At 72.6% G+C, this 21468-nt stretch carries 21 protein-coding genes and 4 riboswitches; of the genes, 16 read left to right on the forward strand and 5 right to left on the reverse strand.

Going from position 1 to position 21468, the window contains the following annotated elements:
* Positions 1–29 precede the first annotated feature (29 nt).
* Both RWK90_RS07715 and RWK90_RS07720 read left to right on the forward strand, forming a co-directional pair.
* A complete protein-coding gene (locus RWK90_RS07715) occupies positions 30–434 on the forward strand; it encodes a hypothetical protein (protein WP_314036461.1) in 405 nt (134 codons plus the stop codon).
* 157 nt (positions 435–591) lie between these two features.
* The gene (locus tag RWK90_RS07720; protein WP_314036463.1) at positions 592–1182 is read left to right on the forward strand and encodes a DUF308 domain-containing protein; all 591 of its coding nucleotides are present in this window, start codon (positions 592–594) and stop codon (positions 1180–1182) included.
* 13 nt (positions 1183–1195) lie between these two features.
* Here RWK90_RS07720 and fmdA read toward each other — a convergent pair whose 3' ends face one another.
* Positions 1196–2578, reverse strand: coding sequence for a formamidase (fmdA, locus tag RWK90_RS07725; RefSeq protein WP_314036465.1), 1383 nt, complete (start codon positions 2576–2578; stop codon positions 1196–1198).
* Positions 2579–2748: 170 nt separating this feature from the next.
* On the opposite strand from fmdA, the gene RWK90_RS07730 reads away from it, so the two are divergent.
* Positions 2749–2907 (forward strand): hypothetical protein, encoded by a 159-nt coding sequence (locus tag RWK90_RS07730; protein ID WP_314036467.1) that lies wholly within the window; start codon positions 2749–2751, stop codon positions 2905–2907.
* Positions 2908–3024: 117 nt separating this feature from the next.
* Positions 3025–3300: a YetF domain-containing protein gene (locus RWK90_RS07735; protein WP_314036469.1), complete on the forward strand. Its 276-nt coding sequence runs from the start codon at positions 3025–3027 to the stop codon at positions 3298–3300.
* Between the two features lie 12 nt (positions 3301–3312).
* On the opposite strand, the gene RWK90_RS07740 is transcribed toward RWK90_RS07735, so the two are convergent.
* Positions 3313–4275, reverse strand: coding sequence for an oxygenase MpaB family protein (locus tag RWK90_RS07740; RefSeq protein WP_314036472.1), 963 nt, complete (start codon positions 4273–4275; stop codon positions 3313–3315).
* 195 nt (positions 4276–4470) lie between these two features.
* Between RWK90_RS07740 and RWK90_RS07745 the strand changes: the two genes are divergently transcribed.
* From RWK90_RS07745 to RWK90_RS07795, 11 genes are all read left to right on the forward strand, one after another.
* Positions 4471–5214, forward strand: coding sequence for a TetR/AcrR family transcriptional regulator (locus RWK90_RS07745; protein WP_314036473.1), 744 nt, complete (start codon positions 4471–4473; stop codon positions 5212–5214).
* 357 nt (positions 5215–5571) lie between these two features.
* Positions 5572–6270 carry an alpha/beta fold hydrolase gene (locus tag RWK90_RS07750; protein ID WP_314036475.1) on the forward strand — a complete coding sequence of 233 codons (699 nt, stop codon included), beginning with the start codon at positions 5572–5574 and terminating at the stop codon, positions 6268–6270.
* Between the two features lie 63 nt (positions 6271–6333).
* A riboswitch (cobalamin riboswitch) is annotated at positions 6334–6514 on the forward strand.
* Between the two features lie 56 nt (positions 6515–6570).
* The gene (locus RWK90_RS07755) at positions 6571–7599 is read left to right on the forward strand and encodes an ABC transporter substrate-binding protein (RefSeq protein WP_314036477.1); all 1029 of its coding nucleotides are present in this window, start codon (positions 6571–6573) and stop codon (positions 7597–7599) included.
* Between the two features lie 72 nt (positions 7600–7671).
* On the forward strand, positions 7672–8691 hold the full coding sequence (locus tag RWK90_RS07760; RefSeq protein WP_314037090.1) for an iron chelate uptake ABC transporter family permease subunit: 1020 nt from the start codon (positions 7672–7674) through the stop codon (positions 8689–8691).
* Positions 8688–9512 (forward strand): ABC transporter ATP-binding protein, encoded by an 825-nt coding sequence (locus tag RWK90_RS07765; protein WP_314036478.1) that lies wholly within the window; start codon positions 8688–8690, stop codon positions 9510–9512. Before RWK90_RS07760 ends, RWK90_RS07765 begins: the two co-directional genes overlap by 4 nt.
* A 104-nt stretch (positions 9513–9616) precedes the next feature.
* A riboswitch (cobalamin riboswitch) is annotated at positions 9617–9775 on the forward strand.
* A 117-nt stretch (positions 9776–9892) separates the two neighbouring features.
* Positions 9893–10891: an ABC transporter substrate-binding protein gene (locus RWK90_RS07770; RefSeq protein ID WP_314036480.1), complete on the forward strand. Its 999-nt coding sequence runs from the start codon at positions 9893–9895 to the stop codon at positions 10889–10891.
* A gap of 1 nt (position 10892) precedes the next feature.
* Entirely contained in the window at positions 10893–11999 is a 1107-nt protein-coding gene (locus RWK90_RS07775) for an iron ABC transporter permease (protein ID WP_314036482.1), read from the forward strand.
* Complete coding sequence (locus RWK90_RS07780) at positions 11996–12778, forward strand: ABC transporter ATP-binding protein (RefSeq protein WP_314036484.1); 783 nt, start codon at positions 11996–11998, stop codon at positions 12776–12778. Before RWK90_RS07775 ends, RWK90_RS07780 begins: the two co-directional genes overlap by 4 nt.
* Positions 12771–13535: a (2Fe-2S)-binding protein gene (locus RWK90_RS07785; protein WP_314036486.1), complete on the forward strand. Its 765-nt coding sequence runs from the start codon at positions 12771–12773 to the stop codon at positions 13533–13535. The genes RWK90_RS07780 and RWK90_RS07785 overlap by 8 nt, the downstream gene beginning before the upstream one ends.
* A gap of 188 nt (positions 13536–13723) precedes the next feature.
* Positions 13724–14182, forward strand: coding sequence for a hypothetical protein (locus RWK90_RS07790; RefSeq protein ID WP_314036488.1), 459 nt, complete (start codon positions 13724–13726; stop codon positions 14180–14182).
* 16 nt (positions 14183–14198) lie between these two features.
* Positions 14199–14546: a hypothetical protein gene (locus RWK90_RS07795; protein ID WP_314036490.1), complete on the forward strand. Its 348-nt coding sequence runs from the start codon at positions 14199–14201 to the stop codon at positions 14544–14546.
* A gap of 55 nt (positions 14547–14601) precedes the next feature.
* On the opposite strand, the gene cobA is transcribed toward RWK90_RS07795, so the two are convergent.
* From cobA to cobN, 3 genes are all read right to left on the reverse strand, one after another.
* A complete protein-coding gene (cobA, locus tag RWK90_RS07800; RefSeq protein WP_314036492.1) occupies positions 14602–15342 on the reverse strand; it encodes a uroporphyrinogen-III C-methyltransferase in 741 nt (246 codons plus the stop codon).
* Between the two features lie 41 nt (positions 15343–15383).
* Complete coding sequence (cobF, locus tag RWK90_RS07805; protein ID WP_314036494.1) at positions 15384–16184, reverse strand: precorrin-6A synthase (deacetylating); 801 nt, start codon at positions 16182–16184, stop codon at positions 15384–15386.
* The gene (gene cobN / locus RWK90_RS07810; RefSeq protein WP_396230283.1) at positions 16174–20085 is read right to left on the reverse strand and encodes a cobaltochelatase subunit CobN; all 3912 of its coding nucleotides are present in this window, start codon (positions 20083–20085) and stop codon (positions 16174–16176) included. Before cobN ends, cobF begins: the two co-directional genes overlap by 11 nt.
* A riboswitch (cobalamin riboswitch) is annotated at positions 20076–20270 on the reverse strand. (Overlaps the previous gene by 10 nt.)
* 105 nt (positions 20271–20375) lie before the next feature.
* On the opposite strand from cobN, the gene RWK90_RS07815 reads away from it, so the two are divergent.
* On the forward strand, positions 20376–21320 hold the full coding sequence (locus tag RWK90_RS07815; protein WP_314036496.1) for a nitrite reductase: 945 nt from the start codon (positions 20376–20378) through the stop codon (positions 21318–21320).
* A riboswitch (cobalamin riboswitch) is annotated at positions 21302–21437 on the forward strand. It overlaps the preceding gene by 19 nt.
* The last annotated feature ends 31 nt before the right edge of the window (positions 21438–21468 follow it).

Below are 21468 nucleotides of genomic sequence, written 5' to 3' on the forward strand. Positions count from 1 at the left end.
CGCTCGCCTGTCAGCCTACCGTTGACGGCATGACCGAGCACTCCACCCCCGGCCCGCTCGCGACAGCGCTGGCGACTCCCGTGGACGACGCCGTCCGCTCCGCCTCGGCCGCGGCGGCGAGAGAGGCGTTCTCGCAGGCCCAGGACCTTCTCGGTCCCCGCCCGACGACCGAGGCGGAGCTCGAGCAGTGGCACGTGGCCGTCCAGGTGCTCGCGTTCCGGATCGAGCACGCCACCGGGGTCGACGCCCTGGGCGCGGTGGTCGGGCTCCGCCGCTGGGGTGTCACCTGGGAGACCATCGGCCGAGCCGCCGGCATGAGCAGACAGGCCGCGCACACCCGCTGGGGTGCACCGTCCCGCGCGGTACTCGACCGTTACGGCACGGGCGAGCTGGGTGGCCCCGTCGCCGCCGACGAGGCGGATCTGGCCGACTGATCGCGGCGCCGCCGACTCCCGGCCAGCGCGAACCCCTACCGGCGGGCGCGGGAGCGGCGTTGAATGGGGAACGCGTTCCCCCCCCTCGGCGCCCGGTCGTGGACGTCCGAGCCAGCACAGGATCCCTGAACGCCTCGTCCGATAGGAGCCCACCGCGATGTCAGCCGCCCGGACCGCCTCGACCACTCCGGCCACCCCCGACGCCCGGCGCCGGGTGAATCCGCTCCGCGTCGCACTTCTCATCGGCGGCCTCATCGCCGTGGGCTTCGGGATCGCGGTCCTGCTGTGGCCCGTCAAGACCGCCGTGGCCGTGACCGGCGTGCTCGCCGTGTACGCGATCGCCGGCGGTCTCGTGTACGTCGCCGTCGCGATCCTCGCCAAGCGGCACGGGACGGGCAGCCGGATCGGGCACGGCCTGCTCGGCCTGCTGTTCATCCTCGCGGGGGCCTACGCGTTCGCCTCACTGCAGGAGTCGGCGCTGTTCCTGGCGCTGTTCGTCACCGTCATGATCGGCGTGTTGTGGATCGTGGAGGGCGTCACCGCGCTGTTCACGCTCGGCGACACCGGCTCCACCGCGATCACCATCCTCTTCGCGATCGTCTCCGTGATCGCCGGGTTCGCGCTGCTCAGCACCCCGGTGTGGGGCGCGGGCTTCCTGTGGTGGCTCTTCGCCGTCTCGTTGCTCGTGCTCGGCGTCCTCAACGTCATCCGCGCGTTCCCGTTGAGGGGCGAGGCGTTTCCTGACTGACGCCGGCGACCCCTCAGCGCCAGATCCGCCTGACCGCGTCGCGCAGTGGTCGCACCCGGTGTCCGGCCAGCCGACGTGCCGCCGGCAGGAGCGCGCTCTTGTCCTTGGGGATCGCCCGCAGGACCTCGTCGTCGGGGAGCCGCGACGCCTCGGCGCGGGGGACGCCGGCGCCCCGCTCGACCTGATGCGGCCCGTCGGGGCCGGGCCGGACGTCGAAGTCGAAGATCGCCGTGGGGATGTACAGGGTCGCGCACGCGTTGGGGATGTCCACCACGCTGGACAGGCGCCCCTCGACCGGTGCCGCGCCGATGAGCAGGTACGCCTGCTCGCGGGTGTAGCCGAAGGTGGTGAGGTAGTCGATCGCGTGGAGGCAGGCCCGCTGGTAGGACAGGTACGGGTCGAGGTAGCGCTGCGTGCCCTTCTCGGTGACGGAGATGCCGGAGAACGAGATCCAGTCGTCGTACCGGGGCCCTCCCCCGCCGGGGACGAACACCGGGCTCTCGTGGATCCGGTAGGTGTCCATGCCGCCGGGGATCACGTCGACGTGCAGGTCGATGTACCCGCCCATCTCGATGGCGCCGCAGAAGGTGATCTCGCCGTCGCCCTGGGAGAAGTGCAGGTCGCCTACCGACAGGTTCGCGCCGTCGACGAACACGGGGTAGTAGACCCGGCTGCCGGCGGTGAGGTTCTTGATGTCCTGGTTGCCGCCGTTCTCGCGCGGGGGCGCGGTCTGCGCGGCCTCGGCGGCGACGCGCGGCGCGTCGTCCTCCGCGAGGTGCCCGAGGAGCGCGCCGTCGGGCAGCGGCGGCAGCGCGAGCGGTGGGACGCGCAGGGGTCTGGTGGCGACCAGCGCGGCCTCCCTCGCGTTCCACTTCGCCAACAGTGCGGGCGACGGCGCGGTCCCCATGAGACCCGGGTGCGGCGCGCCCTCGAAGCCCACCCCGGGGATGTGGCGGGAGGTGGCGCGACCGCCGCCGAACTCCCAGATCGCCTTGTAGGCGTCGGGGAAGTGGTGGCCGAGGAAGCCGCCGCCGTTGCGCGGGGAGAAGATGCCCGTGTATCCCCAGCCCTGGCCGGCGAGGGGGCCGAGCTCGTCGGTGGAGGTGGGACCGATGTCCACGATGTCGACGACGAGGAGATCGCCCGGTGTCACGCCCTCCACCGCGAACGGTCCGCTCAGCTTGTGGCCGGCGTGGAACGGCGCCCGGAGGATGTCCTCGGCGGAGTCGTCGTTCCGGATGGCGCCGTCGAACCACTCGCGGCAGTGCACCCGGAAGGTCTGGCCGGGCCGCACCGTCGCGACCGGCGGGATCTCGGGGTGCCACCGACTGTGGCCGATGAGTTCCTGGTCGTCGAAGGGCTTGTCCGGGTCGAGGGGGAAGATCACGTCGGTCACGGAACCTCCTGGCGTCGCGGCGGGCCGGCGGATCCGCGGGCGCGGGCGCCGGTGGTCGTGCTCCACCGTGGCCGAGGCCCCCGTCGGCGACAACCGGACGCCGCGGGCGGTGGGCGGTGGCCGCTCGCCGCGGGCGCGGCCCCGGGTTCCCGGAATCGCCCATACTGGGCGTGGAGGGCGACGACGAGGAGGGCCGGATGCTGGACTGGGCGGAGATCTTCACACCCAGCATCGCGCTCGCCGAACTCTTCGTCCGCGGCACGGTGGTCTTCCTCGGGCTCATGCTGCTCCTCCGGGTGCTCGGCCAACGCGAGGCCGGAGGCCTGTGACTCACCGACCTCCTCGTCGTCGTCCTCGTCGTCGACGCCGCCAGTTCCGGCCTGACCGGTGACACGGACACCATCGGGGACGGGTTCGTCCTCGTCCTGACCATCCTGTTCTGGAGTGTGGTCCTGGACGCCGTCTCGTACCGGTGGCCACGCCTCGGGAAGATCCTCAAGGCGCGGCCCAAGCCGCTCATCGAGGACGGTCGGCTCAACCGGCGCGTCATGCGCCGCGAGCTCATGACGGACGTCGAGGTCTTCGCCCAGCTGCGGCTCCACGGCATCGAGGACCTCGAGCGCGTGCACCGCGCCTACCTCGAGCCCAACGGCATGATCAGCATCGTCCCCGTCCGGGACGACGACACGATCGATCCGCCGGGCAGCCCGATCCCGGAGTAGAGCGCCCCGGGGTCAGAAGACCGCGATCCCCAGCGCCCGGCGGGCCCGCAGATCCCACAGGGCGACGGTGTACAGGACCCGCAACGGGGCGGGCACCACCACGTCGGCGGCCCGGGCCACCGCGCTGATGACGCGCCTGCGCCGCAGGTCGGCGGGCCGGATCTCCCACCGCATCTCCTCGCGGGTGCGCCGGGGCACCCCGAAGCGGGTGAAGGAGTGGTTCACCGGACCCACCGTCCGGGCCAGCGCGGTGCCCAGCCCGAGCAGCTTCCCGGACAGCGGACCGAACCGGACGAGGTCGTCGAGCATCTCGCGGACCGGGTCGTCGATCCGCGCGGCCTCCATGCCCTGCCGGAAGTACTCCTCGTAGGCCTCCCAGCTCGGCGGCCAGGCGGCGGGGTCCACGTTGAGCACGGTCGCCAGCGGCATTCCCAGCGCCAGCACGTGCTCACGCTCGGCGGCGGTGAGCTCGCGGTACAGCAGTTCGTACTGGTCGACGAAGAACCGCAGGAGGCACACCGCCACCCACAGCTGGAGCTGCTGCGAGTTCCCCGAATACCGCACCGGGGACTGCGGGGTCGAGAACACCTGGGAGTGGATCCTCTTGACCTCGTCGTGGATGAAGGCCCGGTCGGACTCGCTGCCGATGGTGGCCACCGCCAGGTAGAGGCCGGTGGTGCGGCCCCGCTTGATGGGGTGGCGGTCCACGCGGCCCGACTCGACCCGGCTCTCGAGCACGCCGTAGCCCACCCCGGGATTGGCCAGCTGCATGATCACGTTGGCCCCGGGCAGCCACGGCCACAGGCCCGTGGACAACTCCAGCAGGGAGTCGATCTGCGTGAGGTCCCGCTCGGCCGGGCGGCGCCGCGCCCGCAGGCGGGCGGCCCGCGCCGAGACGGCGGACGGCCTCGTGGGCGGGGAGCCGGCGGCCGGGAGATCGGTCGTGGGATCGGCGATGCGATGTACCGCGGTCATGATGTCCGTCCTTCGCGGTCGGGCCGGGCCCCGGGTTGGCGCCCACGTCGGCGTGGCACCCACCGTAGGCGCTCCCGCCCATCTGATCAAGAGCGTTGTCAGATTACATCGGTGCGCTCCGGTGCAGGTCCGGACTGCTACCGTCGGCCCCGGACGGCGGTGCGGACACGACAGGGTGACGCACGGTGCACCCCGGTGCACCACGGGAGCGAGACGGGGGCCGCGGTGGCGGACGGCAACAGGGCGGGGCGGGTGTACGGCGGGCGGTCACCGGCCGAGCGCGAGGCCGCCCGTCGACAGGCCCTGGTGAACGCCGCGATCGACACCCTCGCCGCCGGGGAGAAGCTCACCGTCCGCGGACTGTGCACGCGCACCGGGCTGACCTCGCGCTACTTCTACGAGAACTTCACCTCCACCGGCGCGCTCGCGGAGACGGCCTACGACACGTGTGTCGCGGGCATCGCCGAGACGGTCGCCGCGGCGTTCGCCACCCCGCACGACCTCGCCGACCAGATCGCGCACGCGATGAACGCCCTGGTCGAGAGCCTCGAGAAGGAACCTCGCGCGGGGCACATCCTGTTCTCCCACCGGATCGCCGACCCCCTGATCGCCCGCAAGCGCCAGGAGTCGACCGAGTTCTTCGCCCAGATCACGGCCGCCACCGCGGGCACGGCCGTCCGGTCCTCGGTGGACGTGGGTCACGCCGCCCAGTTCGTCGTGGGCGGCGTGACCCAACTGCTGTCCGTCTGGCTCAACTCCGACGACCGGCCCTACACCGCCGCGGGCGGGCTGGACGGGCCCGCAGTCGCGCGGTTGGCCGCCACCATGATCACCGCGTTGGCCGCCCAGCTGACAGAGGCGCCAACCTCGTCGTCGTCGTCGCCCCAGGACCCCTCCCCGACCACACGGACACCGCCGCCCCGCGGCGACCACGGCTGACGCCCGGCGCACCTCGCCGACACCGGGACTCAACCTGCGCCGACCGGCGCCGACCGGACGCGCCCCGGCCACGCACCGTCGGCGCAGGTCAGGACCCCACCCCGGCCACCTCCAGAACCGCTGAACCGAGGGACAGGAACAGCGACACCACCGGGATGCCGCCGAGGGTCTCGGCAAGGGACGCGAGGGGATTCATGGGACTCTCCGATCCGTCGCGGGCCCGCCGGTCCGGGGCCCGGTGCACCGAACGTAGCGCCCCACCCGTCGGCGCGGGCGCGAATCGATCACGCCCGTAGTCAGATTCGTGAGGGGGCGGCGGGCGGCCTCGGCCGGGGTCCCTCGCGTCACACTGGAGGCATGACGATCGCGGCGTTGCTCATTCACGGTTTCGGCGGGGACCGGGCAATGTGGGACCCGCTCGCCCCGCGACTCGAACGACTCGGGGTTCACACCCACCGGCTCGCCCTGTCCGGCCACGAGGACGACGCCGCGGCACTGGGGAGCACGCCGTGGACGACATGGCTCGCCGAGATGCGGGCCGCCGTGGCGGACCTGCGCGGCCGCGCGGATCACGTATGCCTCGTCGGCTATTCGATGGGCTCGACCATCGGCCTGCACGCGTTGGCCGAGCGACTGGTCGATTCGGCGGTCCTGCTCTGCCCGAGCGTGAGCGTGCCGCCCGTGCAGCGGGCTGCCGTCGGCGTGTTGTCCACGCTGCGGGTGCGCGAGATCCCGCGGCGGTTCGTCGGCACCGGCGACGAGGAGGAACCGGGGCAGGCGTTGCCGGTCGCGGCGCTGCGGACCAATCTGGAGTTCAAAGCCAGCGCCCGCGAACTCGAGCTGCGCGACCCGGCGCCGACGCTGCTCATCGCCGGCGGCAGCGACGGCGTCGCCGGCCCGGAGGCGGTGGCCGAGGTCCTGGCCAAGTTCCCCACCGGCACGCACGCGGTCACCCTCGCCGGTGGCGACCACGCCCTGGTCGACGGCCCGTTGGCTGATGAGGTGGGCCGACTCGTCGAGCAGTTCCTCGCGACGGTCGGCGCCGAGGCCGACTAGGGCCGGCCAGGGGCCGGCGACCGCCGCGCGGGGTCACCGCGGAGAGCCCGTTCCGCCCCCTGTGTTAGCTTTCAGATCGCCAGCATGACCTGCCAAGGTCGCGGGAATCCGGTGAGAGTCCGGAACTGACGCGCAGCGGTATGGGCGATGGCGGGGCACGATGCCACTGGATCAGCCGATCCGGGAAGGCGCCCCGGCCGCGTGACCCCGAGTCCGAAGACCGGCTGGCCCTCGCGGCGCCTCGCCGCGTGGTCATCACCGGGCCTCGCGAGATGGGCCCGCGACCACGGAAGTACACCTATGCGTTCTTTCAGCATGCTCACCGTCGGCGTTCTCGCCGCGCTCACCCTCGCCTCCTGCTCCTCCGCCTCGGACGCGGAGACGGACGTCGCCGCTATCGGCCCCTTCGAGAACTGTGGTGAGGAGATCACCCTCGAGGCGCCTCCCGAGCGCGTGGTCTCCCTCAACCAGGGCTCGACCGAGATCCTGCTCGCCCTGGGCCTGGAGGACAGGATCGTCGGCACCGCCACGTGGACCGACCCGGTTCTGGAGGAGTTCGCCGAGGCCAACGCGGGCATCCCGCGCCTCGCGGACAACGCTCCCTCGTTCGAGGTGGTCCTGGACACCGAGCCGGACTTCGTCACCGCGTCCTTCGGCAGCACCCTCGGCGAGGGCGGGGTGGCCTCCCGCGAGCAGTTCCACGAGCTCGGCGTGGGCACCTACCTCTCCCCTGCCGACTGCGTGGGCAAGGTCGCCGACGCCGGTGACGGGGTGCGGGAGACCCCGTTCACCCCGGACCTGCTGTACCGCGAGATCTCCGAACTGGCGCAGATCTTCGACGTGGAGGAGGCCGGTGACGAGCTGATCGCCGACCTGCAGAGCCGCCTCGACGCCGCCGGCGAGCTGGCCACGACCGACGAGGTGACCGCCCTGTACTGGTTCGCCAACTCCGAGTCGCCGTACATGGCCGGCTGCTGCGGCGCCCCCGGCCTGATCTCCGAGACCCTGGGCGTGAAGAACGTCTTCGACGACACCACCCAGGAATGGCCGCAGATCAGCTGGGAGGTCGTCGCCGAGCGCGACCCGGACGTGATCGTGGTGGGTGACCTGACCCGCAAGAGCCAGACGGCCGAGACCGCGCAGGCCAAGATCGAGTACCTCCGCAGCAACCCGGTCACCCGCGAGATGACCGCCGTCCGGGAAGGCCGGTTCATCGCCATCACCGGCGCCGAGATGAACCCCTCGCTCCGTACGGTCTACGGGGTCGAGACCGTGGCGGCCGGCCTGCAGGAGTTCGGCCTGGTCGACGCGCCCACGACCGGGAACTGACCCGCCGTGACGGTCGCTGACATCCGCGCCGTCGATCTGCCCGCAGCGGAGCAGGCCACCCGGCAGGCTCCGCTGCGGCGGCCCGCGACGGTCCTCGTTCTCTGGCTCGCGGGGCTGGCGGTGCTCGTCGCCTCCGCCGCCGCCGTCATCACCATCGGCCCCTCCGACCTCAGCGCCTCCGACGTGATCCGCTCGGTCTCGGCGCGCCTGGCCGGCACCGACTCCGGGCTCACCCGGATCGAGGAGGGGATCATCTGGAACCTGCGCTTACCGCGGGCGTTGATGGCCGCCCTCGCCGGCGCCGGGCTCGGCCTGTGCGGGGTGATCCTGCAGTCCCTGCTGCGAAACCCTCTGGCAGACCCGTACATCCTGGGGATCTCCTCCGGCGCCTCGACGGGGGCCGTGCTCATCGTGGTCCTGGGAGTCGGCGCCGGGGCCGTGGGACTCACCGGCGGCGCGTTCGCCGGCGCGCTGCTCGCGTTCGGCTTCGTCATGGTCCTGGCCTTCGCCTCCGGCGGCACCACCGACCGGGTGGTGCTGGCCGGCGTGGCCGCCACCCAGCTGTTCTCCGCCCTGACCTCGTTCGTCGTCTACATCGCCGCCGACGCCGAACAGACCCGTGGGGTCCTGTTCTGGCTGCTGGGTTCGCTGGCCGACATCCGCTGGTCCGACGTGGCGGTCTGCGCAGTGGTGGTCTGCCTCGGGCTCGCGCTCTGCCTGCTGCACACCTCGAGCCTCGACGCGTTCACCTTCGGCCAGGACTCGGCGGCCTCGTTGGGCGTCGACGTGGCGCGCACCCGTCTGGTGCTGCTCGGCGCGACCGCCCTCATGACGGCCGTGATCGTGAGCACCTGTGGGGCGATCGGGTTCGTCGGCCTGGTCCTGCCCCACGCCGCGCGCGCCCTGGTGGGCGGTCGCCACCGCGTGCTGGTCCCGACCACCGCGCTCATGGGCGCGATCTTCCTGGTGTGGATCGACGCGGTCTCCCGCACGGTGCTGGCCCCGCAGGAACTCCCGATCGGCGTGGCCACCGCGCTGATCGGGGTGCCGGCGTTCGTCGGCCTGCTGCTGCGGCGAGAGTGGACGCGATGACCCGCCGCGGGGACCTGGTGCCCCCCGACCGCGACGCGGAGGTAGCGGGCTCCGTCGGTGGCGCGACCCTGGAGGCCCGGAATGTCTCGTGGTCCGCCCGTGGCCGGCCGATCGTCACCGATGTCAGCCTGGCACCGGCACCCGGATCCGTGGTGGGCGTGCTCGGCCCCAACGGCTCGGGCAAGTCGACACTGTTGAGGCTGATGGCCGGGCTGCTCCACACGACGACCGGCCAGGTACTACTCGAAGGCGAAGACGTCCGGACGCTGTCGCGCAAACAGTTCTCCCGCCGTGTGGCCCTGGTCGAGCAGGAGGTGAGCACCGACCAGAACCCCACAGTGCGGGACGTGATCGAGCTCGGCCGGATCCCTCACCGCGCGGCCTGGTCCGGGCCGCGGCCGGGGGACGAGGCGGTCGTGGCGCGTGCCGCCTCCACGGCGGGGCTCGCCGAGCGCATCCATCAGCGATACCGGACGCTGTCCGGAGGCGAGCGTCAGCGGGTGCAGATCGCCCGGGCGTTGGCGCAGGAGCCCGAGGTGCTGATCCTGGACGAACCGACCAATCACCTGGACGTCCGGCATCAGCTGGACCTCCTCGCGCTGGTGCGGGGGACGGGCGCCACGGTGATCGCAGCGCTGCACGACCTGAATCTCGCGGCAATGTTCTGCGATCGTCTGGTGGTGCTGTCCGGTGGGCGGGTGATCGGCGACGGGTCGCCGGCGGAGGTCCTCACCCCGGAGCTGATCGACGCCGTGTACGGCGTCCGGGCGGCTGTGACGATTGACGACGGGGGGCTGCACGTGCGGTACATCGCCCGCTGATCCCGAGGCGGGAGGCCGGATCTGTGACTCCCCTGCAGCGACCGGGCCGGTAGCCCGCGGATCGGAACCCCGGTCGCTGCGACCGCCAGCCCGGTGCGGGCACGACTTCCTCTGCGCGACGCGGTATGCCTATGCTCACTACGCACTACTGACTTCCGGACGCAGGGGAAGACCGGTGAGAATCCGGCGCTGACCCGCAACGGTGTGCCGCCACGCATGCGTGACGGCGAGCCCGATCGCCTGCCCGGAGGCCTGACTCCACCAGTCATCGCCGAGGTCTGCGATCCGGAGTCCTGCCAGGTGACGTGGCGTCGTCGACGCCTGCCGTCCTGCGGGTCCGCCGTGTTCGTCGACCACACGACACGATCCGAGGTCTGATCATGTTCCGTCACCGTCCCGTCACCACTGCGGCCGCCCTTCTCGTGGCCGGCCTGGCCCTCACCGGCTGCTCCCGCGGGGAGGCGCTCGAGGCCGGCGGCGCCGCCGAGCCGTTCGCCGAGCCCGTCACCATCACCAACTGCGAGCGCGAGGCCACCTACACCGAGCCGCCCCGACGCATCATCTCGATGAACGACCACGTCACCGAGACCCTCATCCAGATGGGCGCGGGCGACCGGATCGTCGGGATGGGCTACGGCGAGCAGAACGACGTGCTGCCGGAGGTCGCCGACCAGTTCCACGCCATCCCCTCCCTGGCCGAGGAGTACCCCACCTGGGAGCAGATCGTGGACCTCGAGCCCGACCTGGTGGTCGCCGGGATGCGCAGTGCGTTCGACGACAAGGAGGGCCGCAGCCGCGACGCCCTCGAGGCCGCGGGCATCAACACGTTCCTGTTCTCCGAGTACTGCGGCGAGGGCTTCCCGGACCTGTCCATGCTCGAGACCGACTTCTCCCAGCTCGGCCGCGTCCTCGGCGTGGAGGACGGCGCCCGCGGTCTGACGGACCGGATCACCGACGAGATGGAGGACGTCCGCGCGACGCTCGACGCCGCGGGCGTGACCGGGCTCCCCACCTTCTTCTACGACAGCGGAGAGGCCGAACCCACGACCATCGGCGGGGTGGGCATCGGCCAGCTCATCGGCGAATACGCGGGCGCGGACAACATCTTCTCCGAGGGCGACCGTCCCTACCTCAAGACCACGTGGGAGATCCTCGGCGAGCGCCGCCCGGAGGCGATCGTGGTGCTGGACTACGGAGCCACGAGCGCCGAGGACAAGATCGCCTACCTGCGCGCCCAGCCCATCATGGCCACCACCCCGGCGATCCGGGAGGACCGCATCGTGGTGGTCCCGTTGTCCGACTTCTTCGAGAGTTCGCGGATGACTACCTCCACCGAGGCGATCGCCCGCGAACTGCACCCGCACGCGTTCGGGCAGTGACATGACGTCGGTAGCCGAGAGGCCCGCCCACGTCGTCGACGGAGCCACCACCAGCACCCTCTCCCCCGCCCCCTCCGGCCGCCGGCCCCTCGCGCTCATCTGCCTGCCGCTCGTGGCCCTGCTCGCGGTGTCGATCGCGGGGGGCGTCTCGCTGGGCTCGGTGTCCATCCCGATCGGGGACGTGTGGGCGATCGTCGCGCACCGCCTCGTCCCGGGCGCGTTCGAGCCGTGGTGGACCGATGCCCGCGAGGCGATCGTCCTCGAGTCGCGACTGCCCCGCGCGCTCATGGCGGCGGCCGTGGGCGCCTCCCTGGCCGTCGCGGGCGGTGTGGCGCAGGCGGTGACCCGCAACCCGCTCGCGGACCCGTACCTGCTCGGGGTCTCCTCGGGCGCGGGCTTCGGCGTCGTCGCCCTCACTGTCCTCGGGGTGGGCGCCGGGATGTGGGGCGTGTTCACCCTGCCCATGGCCGCGTTCGTCGGCGCGTTGCTCCCCCTGGCCGGAGTGGTGCTGGTGGCCCGCCGCGCCCACGACACCACCGCCATCGTGCTGGTGGGGGCGGCCATGACGATGGTCTTCGGCGCGCTCAACACCTTCACGCTGCTGGTGTTGGGCGACGACCACCAACTTGGCACGGTCATGCGGTGGCTCGCCGGCGGGTTCGGCGACGCCGGATGGACGATGGTCTGGGCGCCGATCGCGATCCTCGCCGTCGCCGGCACGGTGGTGATGCTGTGCAGCCGCCACCTGGACCTGCTCCTCACCGGCGACGACGGCGCCACCGCCATGGGCGTCAACGTGCCGCGGTTCCGGATCCTCATGCTGCTGCTCGTCTCGCTGCTCACCGCGGGAGCCGTGGCGGTGTCGGGGACCATCGGGTTCATCGGCCTGCTCATCCCGCACCTCGCGGGTTTCCTCACCGGCCGCACGTCCGCGCGCCTGCTGCCCACCGCGGCCCTGCTCGGCGCCCTCGCCCTGGTCCTGGCCGACATCACCGCCCGGTCGGTGAGTGAGGGCACCGAGCTGCCGGTCGGCGTCATCACGGGCGTCGTGGGCGGGCCGGTGTTCCTGGCGATGCTGTGGCGGCGCTACGGGAAGGCGTCGATATGACCACCCTCAGCGCGAACGGTGTGTCCGCCCGCCTGGGCGGCCGGCAGATCCTCGACGGCGTCGACCTCACCGTCAGTCCCGGCCTGGTCACGGCCCTGGTCGGGCCGAACGGCAGCGGCAAGACCACCCTGCTGCGGACCTGCTACCGGGCGCTGCCGGTGTCGGCGGGGATGGTGACGGTGGACGGCGCGGACATCGCCTCGCTGCGACGCCGCACGCTCGCCCGCGCGGTGGGCGCCAGCACGCAGGAGCCGGTCTCGCTCGGCGGAATCACGGTCCGCGAGTCGGTGCGCCTGGGCCGGACGGTCACCCGCGGGCCGTTCGAACCGCTCGGCGCCGACGACGCCGCGGTTGTCGAGACGGTCCTGGCGCGGGTCGGGCTGACCGGGCTGGCCGACCGGGACGTGCTCGCCCTGTCCGGCGGGGAGCGGCAGCGGGTGTCGATCGCGCGCACGCTCGCCCAGCAGCCCGACGTCCTCCTGCTGGACGAGCCCACCAACCACCTCGACCTCCACCAGCAGCTGTCGGTCCTGGCGCTGCTGCGCGAGCTCGCGGCCGGTGGCCTGGCGGTGCTGCTCACGATTCACGACCTGCGCATGGCCGTCGAGTACTGCGATGCCGTCGCGGTCCTGCACCGCGGGCGCCTCGTGGCGACGGGCGCGCCGGAGGAGGTCATGGACGCGGCCGTGCTGCGGGAGGTGTTCGGCGTGCGCGGGGAGGTGCGGGCGGGGCCGGACGGTCGCCGCACGCTCGACGTGGCGGGGCTCGCCGATGCGTGACGAGGCGGTGCGTGAGGCCCCGATGGGTGACGACGGCGAGCTCGGCGCCCCCGGGGCGGTGGCAGCCGCATACGCCGACGCCTCGGGCCTTCTCGGCGACTTCGTCCGCACCATCGAGCACGCCTCTCCCGTCCTGCCCGGGGAGGTGCTGACGGACCCGCGCTGGCTGGCCCGGCGGGTGGAGGACACGGGCCGGCGCTGGTCGCATGATGACCCACGCGTGAACGGGACCCTCTGGTGGTATTCGGCCAGCTCGACGCTGGTCGCGGCGCCGCTGGCGATGCTCCTCGCCAGCGGCCGCGCACCCGATCCCCGGCCCGCGCGGCTGGTCGTCTCGCTGCAACCGAACGGTTATCTCCGGTCGGCGCGGTCTGATCGGCTCCTGCCGTCGGTCGCGGCGTTCGCCGACGCGCTCGTGGAGGCGCACGGCGAGGTGATCGCCGCCCTCGCGGAGGTCTCGGGGGCCGCGCCCCGGGCGTTGTGGGCGATCGCCTCGGACTCCGTCGCCAACCGCGCGCTCGAGGCGGGCCGCGCGGCGGGCGACGAGGACGGCGGCGTCGCGCTCGCCCGCGCCGTATGCCTCCCTCCGCTACTGCCGGCCCGATTCGTCGACGTGGAGGGCCCGGAGCGGACACGGCGGTTCGTCCGCCGCGGCTCGTGCTGCCTCATCTACGTGGCGACCGACGGTGGCAAGTGTGCGAGTTGCCCGCGCCGTTCCCCGGACGACCGCCGGGCCGAGCTCGCCCGGCGGGCGTAGCTCCTCGAGCGACGAAGGAAACCTCACCGGAATCGATACAGGAAGCACCCCAACGAGAGTCGCAGGATTGTTACGGTGCGCGCCGTCGGCACCCGTGGCGTCACGGGTGGTATCACTACGTCCGGAGCTTCATGATTCTCTCCACTTCTCACTCCGTTCTTCGGTCCGTCGTTGCCCTGGGCACGGCGATGTCACTCGTCTTCGCCGGCTCCGCCGCGGCCGCGGCGCCGTCCGGTTCGGCGAGCGGTCAGTCTTCTTCAGGCCAGGCCGTGGAAGAGCAGGCCCCGGCGCCGACCGCGGCTCAGCTGGACTTCCTCTCGGACCAGCTCGGGCCTGCGGCCGGGGAGATCGAGCGCGCCCAACAGGGGGACGCCTCTGAGGGGGAGGTCCGGTCGGTCGCGCTACCGATCGCCGCGGCCGCAGTCGCCGCGGCGGCATGGTGCGCCAGCGGCGCGCTGGGGAGCGTGCCGACCTCCGTGCTCGACGACCTCACGAACGGTGGGGCAGGCACCGACTATGCGCGCAACGCGATCATCGGGTGCCTTGCCGGTAACGTCGGTTCGTGGGCGTGGAAGGTGCTGCCCGGATGGGCTAAGGAGAAGGCGGTCGCCGCTGTCGCCGCCTTCATCATCAAGTACGTCCGCTGAGTCGAGGGAGGTACCGGTGGCCACCACCGTGTTGGCCGGGTTATTTCTGCTCGGCGCGATAGCGTCGGCTCTGGCGGCCTACACCGGCTTCAAGGGGTGGGTGACCGATCCCCGGCGCGGCTACCGTGTTCCCGACCGGGTTCGGCGGGATCCCGACGCGTCCCGCCGCGCCAACTCATTAGTGGCCACCTGGTGTCTCCTCGCCGCAGGCCTGGCTCTGGCTCCCGCTGTCGCGGTGGTTCCGCTGCTCGCCTCGGACTTCCGACTCGAGGTCTCCACCGGCTTCCTCGCCGCGACGGCCGCCTACGGGCTGATCGTGGCGACCATCGCCCGGTACCCGTTCGAGCGGATCAAGCGGTTGTGACCACTCGACGGGGCCGGGTCGGTCGCCCGGTACCACCCCGGGCGACCGACCCGGCTCAACAGTTGGCCAGTCCGGGCACCAGCTCTCCCGCCAGCCCCGCGACCGCGCCGATCACGGTGATCGCCGGCGGTGCCACCCCGGCCTCGGCGGCCTGCTCCGCGATGCTCGCCAGCGTCCCGCGCAGGACCCGCTGCGCCGGGGTCGAGCCGTTCTCGATCATCACCGCTGGAGTGTCCGCGGCCATTCCCTGCTCGAGCAGTTCCGCGGTGATCGCGGGAAGCGTGGTGACCGCCATGAGCAGCACCAGGGTGGTGCCGGAGCGGGCCAGCGCCGCATAGTCGAGCGTGGACTGCGGGTGCCCGGGCGGCACGTGCCCGGAGATCACGGACACCCCTTGAGAAAGCCCGCGGTGGGTGGCGGGCACCCCGGCCAGGGCGGGAACCGAGAACGCCGAGGTCACACCGGGGATCACGGTGACGGGCACCCCTGCGGCCGTGCACGCGAGGTACTCCTCAGCGCCGCGGCCGAACAGGAAGCTGTCCCCACCCTTGAGCCGCGCGACGGTCCGGCCACGGCGGGCCTGCTCGACGAGGATCCGGTTGATCTCCTCCTGCGGCGTCGCGGGGCCGAACGGCACCTTGCCCACATCGATCACCTCGATGCCCGGGTCGAGCTCGTCGAGGATCGCCACCGGGCCCAGCCGGTCGGTCACCACCACGTCGGCGGTGCGCACGGCCTCGAGCCCGGCCACGGTCATCAGCCCCGGATCGCCGGGTCCGCCGCCGACCAGCACCACGCGGCCAGCACATTCTGAACCAGCGCTCTCGTTCCCACCCGTCATCGGGCCGTCGTCCCTTCATCTCGTCGCAGCAGATACACGTCCATCACCCATCCGTGCTCGGCGCGCAGCCGCTCGCGCGCCTGCCGCACCTCCTCGAGCACGTCGCCCACGCGGCCGGCGAGGAGCGTCTCGCCGGCGTCGCCGAGGTTGCCGCCCCACCAGATCCGCCAGTCGGACAGCTCCTCGGGTGGGGGCTCGGCGTTGAGCATCACCACCACGTTGTCGGCACCGGCGGCCACGACCTCGCGCAGTCGTCGACCGGTGGTCACGGTGACGGTGCCGCCGATCTCGTGCAGAACCAGTCGGTGTCGCGCGGCCAGGACCTGCAGGGCGGAGATCCCGGGCAGCACCTCCACCTCCAGTTCCAGCGCTCCGCGGTCGGCGATCCGGTCGAGGATCCGCAGCGTCGAGTCGTAGAACGCCGGGTCGCCCCACACGGGGATCGCCACGTCGCCGGGCCGCGCCGCGATCGCGCGTTCCCAGGCCAGCGAGCGCGCCTCGTGCCAGTCCAGGACCACGCCGCGGTAGTCGAGCGGGGTCGAGGTCGACGACGACGAACGGTCCCTCTCCGGATCGGGCACACCCACCAACTCGACCCCCGGGGCGTGCCGGGCGAGCAGCCGCGCGCGGAGGTCGACCAACGGGTCGGCCGGGCCCTTCACGGCGGCCAGTGCGTAGTCGCTGGCGCGCAGGGCCTCGGCGGCCTCGACGGTGATCTGGTCGAGGCCGCCGGAGCCGATGCCCACCACGCGCACGCGCCGCCGCGGGGCGCCCGCCGAATGGGGTTCAGTTGCCATGGTTCTCTTCGAGATCACCCTCGACGTCCAGGTAGACCTGCCGCATCCGGTTCATGATGTCGGCGTCCGGCTCGGCCCACATGCCGCGGTCGCAGGCCTCGGTGAGACGTTCGATCATCCCGCGCAGCGCCCACGGGTTGGACTGCCGCAGGAACTCCTGGTTCTTCTCATCCAGCACGTACTCGCGGGCCAGGGTGTCGTACATCCAGTCCTGCACCACCCCGGCGGTGGCGTCGAAGCCGAACAGGTAGTCCACGGTCGCGGCGAGCTCGAACGCCCCCTTGTAGCCGTGGCGCTGCATGGCCGCGATCCACCGCGGGTTGACCACCCGGGCCCGGAACACCCGGCGGGTCTCCTCCGCCAGCGTCCGGGTGCGGATGGCGTCCGGGGTGGTGGAATCGCCGACGTACGCCCGCGGCTCGGCGCCGGTGAGCGCCCGCACTGTGGCGATCATGCCGCCGTGGTACTGGAAGTAGTCGTCCGAGTCGGCGATGTCGTGCTCGCGGGTGTCGATGTTCTTCGCGGCCACGGCGATGCGCCGGTAGTTGGTGCGCATGTCGTCGGCGGCGGGCGCCCCGGCCAGGTCGCGGCCGTAGGCGAAGCCGCCCCAGCGCGTGTAGACCTCGGCCAGGTCGCGGTCGTCCCGCCAGTTGCCGGCCTCGATGGTCTGCAGGATCCCGGCGCCGTACGAGCCCGGCGCGGATCCGAAGATGCGGGTGGTGGCCCGCCGCGCATCGGCGTGCTCGGCCAGGTCGGCCCGGGTGTGGGCGGCCACGAAGTTCTGCTCGTCCGGCTCGTCGAGTTCGGCGACCATCCGCACGGCGTCGTCGAGCATCGAGATGACGTGCGGGAACGCGTCCCGGAAGAAGCCGGAGATCCGGACCGTCACGTCGATGCGCGGGCGGCCCAGTTCCTCGAGTGGGATCACCTCGAGCCCGTTCACCCGGCGGGAGGCCTCGTCCCATTCCGGGCGCACGCCCAGCAGGGCCAACACCTCGGCGATGTCGTCCCCCGAGGTGCGCATGGCGGAGGTGCCCCACACCGACAGGCCGACCGAGGCCGGGTAGGAGCCGGTCTCCTCCAGGTGCCGCTCCAGCAGGGAGTCGGCCATCGCCTGACCGGTGTCCCAGGCCAGTCGCGAGGGGATGGCGCGCGGGTCCACGGTGTAGAAATTCCGCCCGGTGGGCAGCACGTTGACCAGTCCCCGCAGCGGGGACCCCGACGGCCCGGCCGGGATGAACCCGCCCTCCAGCGCGTGCATCACCGCGTCCAGCTCATCGACAGTGGCGGCCAGGCGCGGCACCACCTCGCGGGCGGCGAAGGTGAGCACCTGCGCCACCTCGTCGTCGTCGCCCCCACCACCGTCGCCACGCTCCCCGGCGTCACCGGGCGCACCGGCGCCCCGCACCTCGGCCACGACCTCGGGCACGGCGGCTACGTCCCAGCCGCGCTCCTCCATGGCCTCAACCAGGCGCCGCGCCAGGTCCTCGACCCGGTCGACCTCCTCGGTGGGCGCGCCCTCGGCCAGGCCCAGCGCGCGGCGCAGGCCCGGCACGGCGCCGGTCTCGCCGCCCCAGATCTGGGTGGCGCGCAGGATCGCCAGCACCAGGTTGACGCGCGCTCGCCCCTCCGGCGCCTGGCCCAGGACGTGCAGGCCGTCGCGGATCTGGACGTCCTTGATCTCGCAGAGCCAGCCGTCGACGTGGAGGAGGAAGTCGTCGAACTCCTCGTCGTCCGGGCGCTGCTCCAGGCCCAGGTCCTCGTGGATGTGCGCGGCCTGCATGAGGGTCCAGATCTGGGCGCGGATGGAGGGCAGCTTGGCCGGGTCCATCGCGGCGATGTTCCCGTACTCGTCGAGCAGCTGCTCGAGCCGGGCGATGTCGCCGTAGGACTCCGCGCGCGCCATGGGCGGCACCAGGTGATCCACGATGATCGCGTGCGCCCGGCGCTTGGCCTGCGCACCCTCGCCCGGGTCGTTGACCAGGAACGGGTAGATCAGCGGCAGATTGGCCAGGGCAGCGTCCGTGCCGCAGTCCGCGGACAGCGCGGCGTTCTTGCCGGGCAGCCACTCGAGCGAGCCGTGCTTGCCCACGTGCACCACGGCGTGCGCGCCGAAGCCGTGCGCGAGCCAGCGGTAGGCGGCCAGGTAGTGGTGGGACGGCGCGAGCTCGGGGTCGTGATAGATCGCCACCGGGTTCTCGCCGAAGCCACGCGGCGGCTGGATGAGCAGCACGACATTGCCCGCGGCAATGGTGGCCAGCACGATCTCGCCGGCGTCGTTGACGAACAGCTGCCCGGGTGCCTCGCCCCAGGCCTCGACCATCTGGTCTCGAAGGTTCGCGGGAAGGTCGGCGGTCCATTCGAGGTAGTCGGCGGTGCTGATGCGGACGTGGCTCTCGGTGAGCTGGGCTCCTGTGAGCCACTCCTCGTCCTGCCCGCCCGCATCGATGAGGGCGTGGATCAGCGCGTCGCCGGCCTCGGAGTCAGTGGCGTAGGCGTGCTCGTCGAGGAACGTCGCGACGGGTCCGTCCGCCGGGCCCAGGTCATAGCCGTCCTCGCGCATGCGGCGCAGGAGGCGGATCGTGGAGACGGGGGTGTCCAGGCCGACAGCGTTCCCGATGCGCGAGTGCTTGGTCGGGTAGGCCGAGAGGACGAGGGCGACCTTGCGCTCCGCCGGCGTGACGTGACGCAGCCGGGCGTGGGCCACGGCGATCCGGGCGACGCGGGCGCAGCGCTCGGGGTCGGCGACGTAGCGGGGCAGGCCGTCCGCGTCGATCTCCTTGAACGAGAACGGCGCGGTGATGATGCGCCCGTCGAACTCCGGGATCGCGATCTGGTTGGCCGAGTCGAGCGGGTTGACGCCGTCGTCGGAGTCCGCCCAGTCCTCGCGGCTCCACGTCAGGCACAGGCCCTGCAGGACGGGGATGTCCAGGGCGGCGATGCGCTCCACGTCCCAGGCCTCGTCGTCGCCGCCCGCGCTCACCGCGCCCGGGGTGGTGCCGCCCGCGGCGAGCACGGTCACGATCAGTGCGTCCAGCGTCCCGAGCGCGTCGAACAGCTCGTCGGGGGCCGAGCGCAGGGAGCCGGCGAAGATCGGTACGCCCACCCCGCCGGCGGCGTCGATCGCGTCGGCCAGCGCGTGCGCGAAGCCGGAGTTCCCGCTCACCTCGTGGGCGCGGTAGTAGAGCACGCCCACGCGGGGGCCGCCGCCCGGCCCGCCCGGCGAGTGGTCGACCTGCGGCGAGCGGTCGGCCTTGCGCGGTAGCTGATCGACCCGCGGCGAGTGGTCGATTTCATTCACGTTCTCCCAGGTCGCGTCCCGGGAATCGCCGCGTTTGTGACCACTCGCCGTGGAGTCGACGCCCGCGCCCACGCCGAGTGCGCCCGGCCGCTCCGGCATCCCCCACACCGGCACGCTCACCGGCGGCTCGAACCCGGCGCCGGTGAGCAGCACGGTGTCGGAGAGGAAGGCGTGCAGCTGCGCGAGGTTCGTGGGCCCGCCCTCGGCGAGGTAGCGGTGGGCCTCGGCGGCGGTCCCGATGGGGACGGTGGACAGCTCCATGAGGTCGGCGTCGGGGGTCTGCTCACCGCCCAGCACCACCACGGGCACGCCCGCGCCCAGGACGGCGGCGAACCCGTCATCCCACGAGCGGCGCGAGCCGAGGATACGCACCACCACCAGGTCGGCGCCGGTGAGCAGCGCGGGTAGGTCGGCCTCGACGTCCAGGCGCGACGGGTTGCCGAGCGTGAACCCGGCGCCGGATTCGCGCGCGGAGAGCAGGTCCGTGTCGGAGGTGGACAGCAGTGCGATGTGGGGCACGTCGGAGCGTGCCGGGGCGTCATCAGGGGACGCCGAACGCCGGTCGGGGCGCATGTTCTTCTCCAAACCCTCGTGGAACATGTCGCCGTGGCCGGTCTCCTGGCTTCCGCATCAACGCCGCGCGACCGACCTTCCCGGGCTCTCGCCCAGTGGCCTCCGCCCCACGCGTGGGACGGACGAGGGTCGCGTGACTCCGCGACTACAGTGGCGAGGGCCGCGCCGGCTTTTCCTCCGGCTTCCCGAACACCACGGCACGGGCGAGCCTATCCGCCCCCGCTGACATCGGACCCGCCAGCCTCTGTCGCCGCGCACGCCTCGCCGCGCACGCCTCGCCGCGCGAGTTCCGGCCGCCCCGGTGCACACTGTCCGGCGTGAGCATCTCCGAACCCCTCCGCCGGACCCGCGGCGACCTGTGCCCGGGAGTGTTGCGGCCGTGGCCGGCCTCCGATGGCGCACTGGTCCGCCTGCGCGTCCCGGGCGGCCGCCTCTCGCCGGCGTCCCTGGCCGCGCTCCACGGGGTCGCCGCGAGATATGGCGACGACGACAACGTGCACCTCACGTCACGCGCGAACCTGCAGCTCCGGGCCCTGCCGATCGGTCCGGACGGGCAGCTCCCCGGTGAGGTGGTGTCGGCGATCGCCGCGACCGGCCTCCTGCCCGCTCCCGGGCACGAGCTGGTGCGGAACGTGATGGTCTCGCCGCTCACGGGGTTGGGCGAGTCGCTCGGCGGGCAGGCCTTAGGCCGGGCGGACCTGCGGCCGGTGACCGATGCCCTGGACGCGAGACTGCTGGCGGATCCGTCGCTGGGCGGGCTGCCGGGGCGGTTCCTGTTCGTGCTGGACGACGGCTCCGGCGACCTCATCGAGCGCTCCTGCGACCTGGGCCTGGTCGCCCTGGATCCCGAGAGCGCGCAGCTGCGGGTGGGTGATCGGTGGTCGGAGGTGGTGCCACTGGCAGGAGCCGCCGACCGTCTGGTCGAGCTGGCCCGCGCGTTCGTGCAGGCTCGCGGTACCGGACCGGACGCGCCGTGGCACGTGCGGGAGCTCCTCGCGCAGGCCGGTGCGGCGGCGAAGGCTGATCCGGCGGCGACCGCCCTGCCCCGGTCGCTGGTCCCGGCCGTCGATCCCGACCCTCGCCTGCCCCGGCCCGCGGATCCGCTGCCGTTCGGGCCGGTCCCCGGTTCGGCGGGCCGGATCGAGCACATCGAGGCACCCGGCGGCGTCCTGACCCCCGCCCTGATCGAGCGACTCACCGCGCCCGGCGTCACCGAGCTCGTCGTCACCCCGTGGCGTGGGGTTCTGGCCGTGCACGCGTAGGCTGCCAGCTGTCCCACGGCGAGGAACCCGGTGAGAGTCCGGGGCGGTTCCGCCACTGTGAGGCCCCTTGAGCGCGAGGGGCCCAGCCAGATACTCACCGGGGATCAGCGCTGCTCATGCCGCAGCGCTGCGACTTCTCACACCGGGG

The sequence above is a fragment of the Dietzia sp. CH92 genome (assembly GCF_032248695.1).
Classification (GTDB): domain Bacteria; phylum Actinomycetota; class Actinomycetes; order Mycobacteriales; family Mycobacteriaceae; genus Dietzia.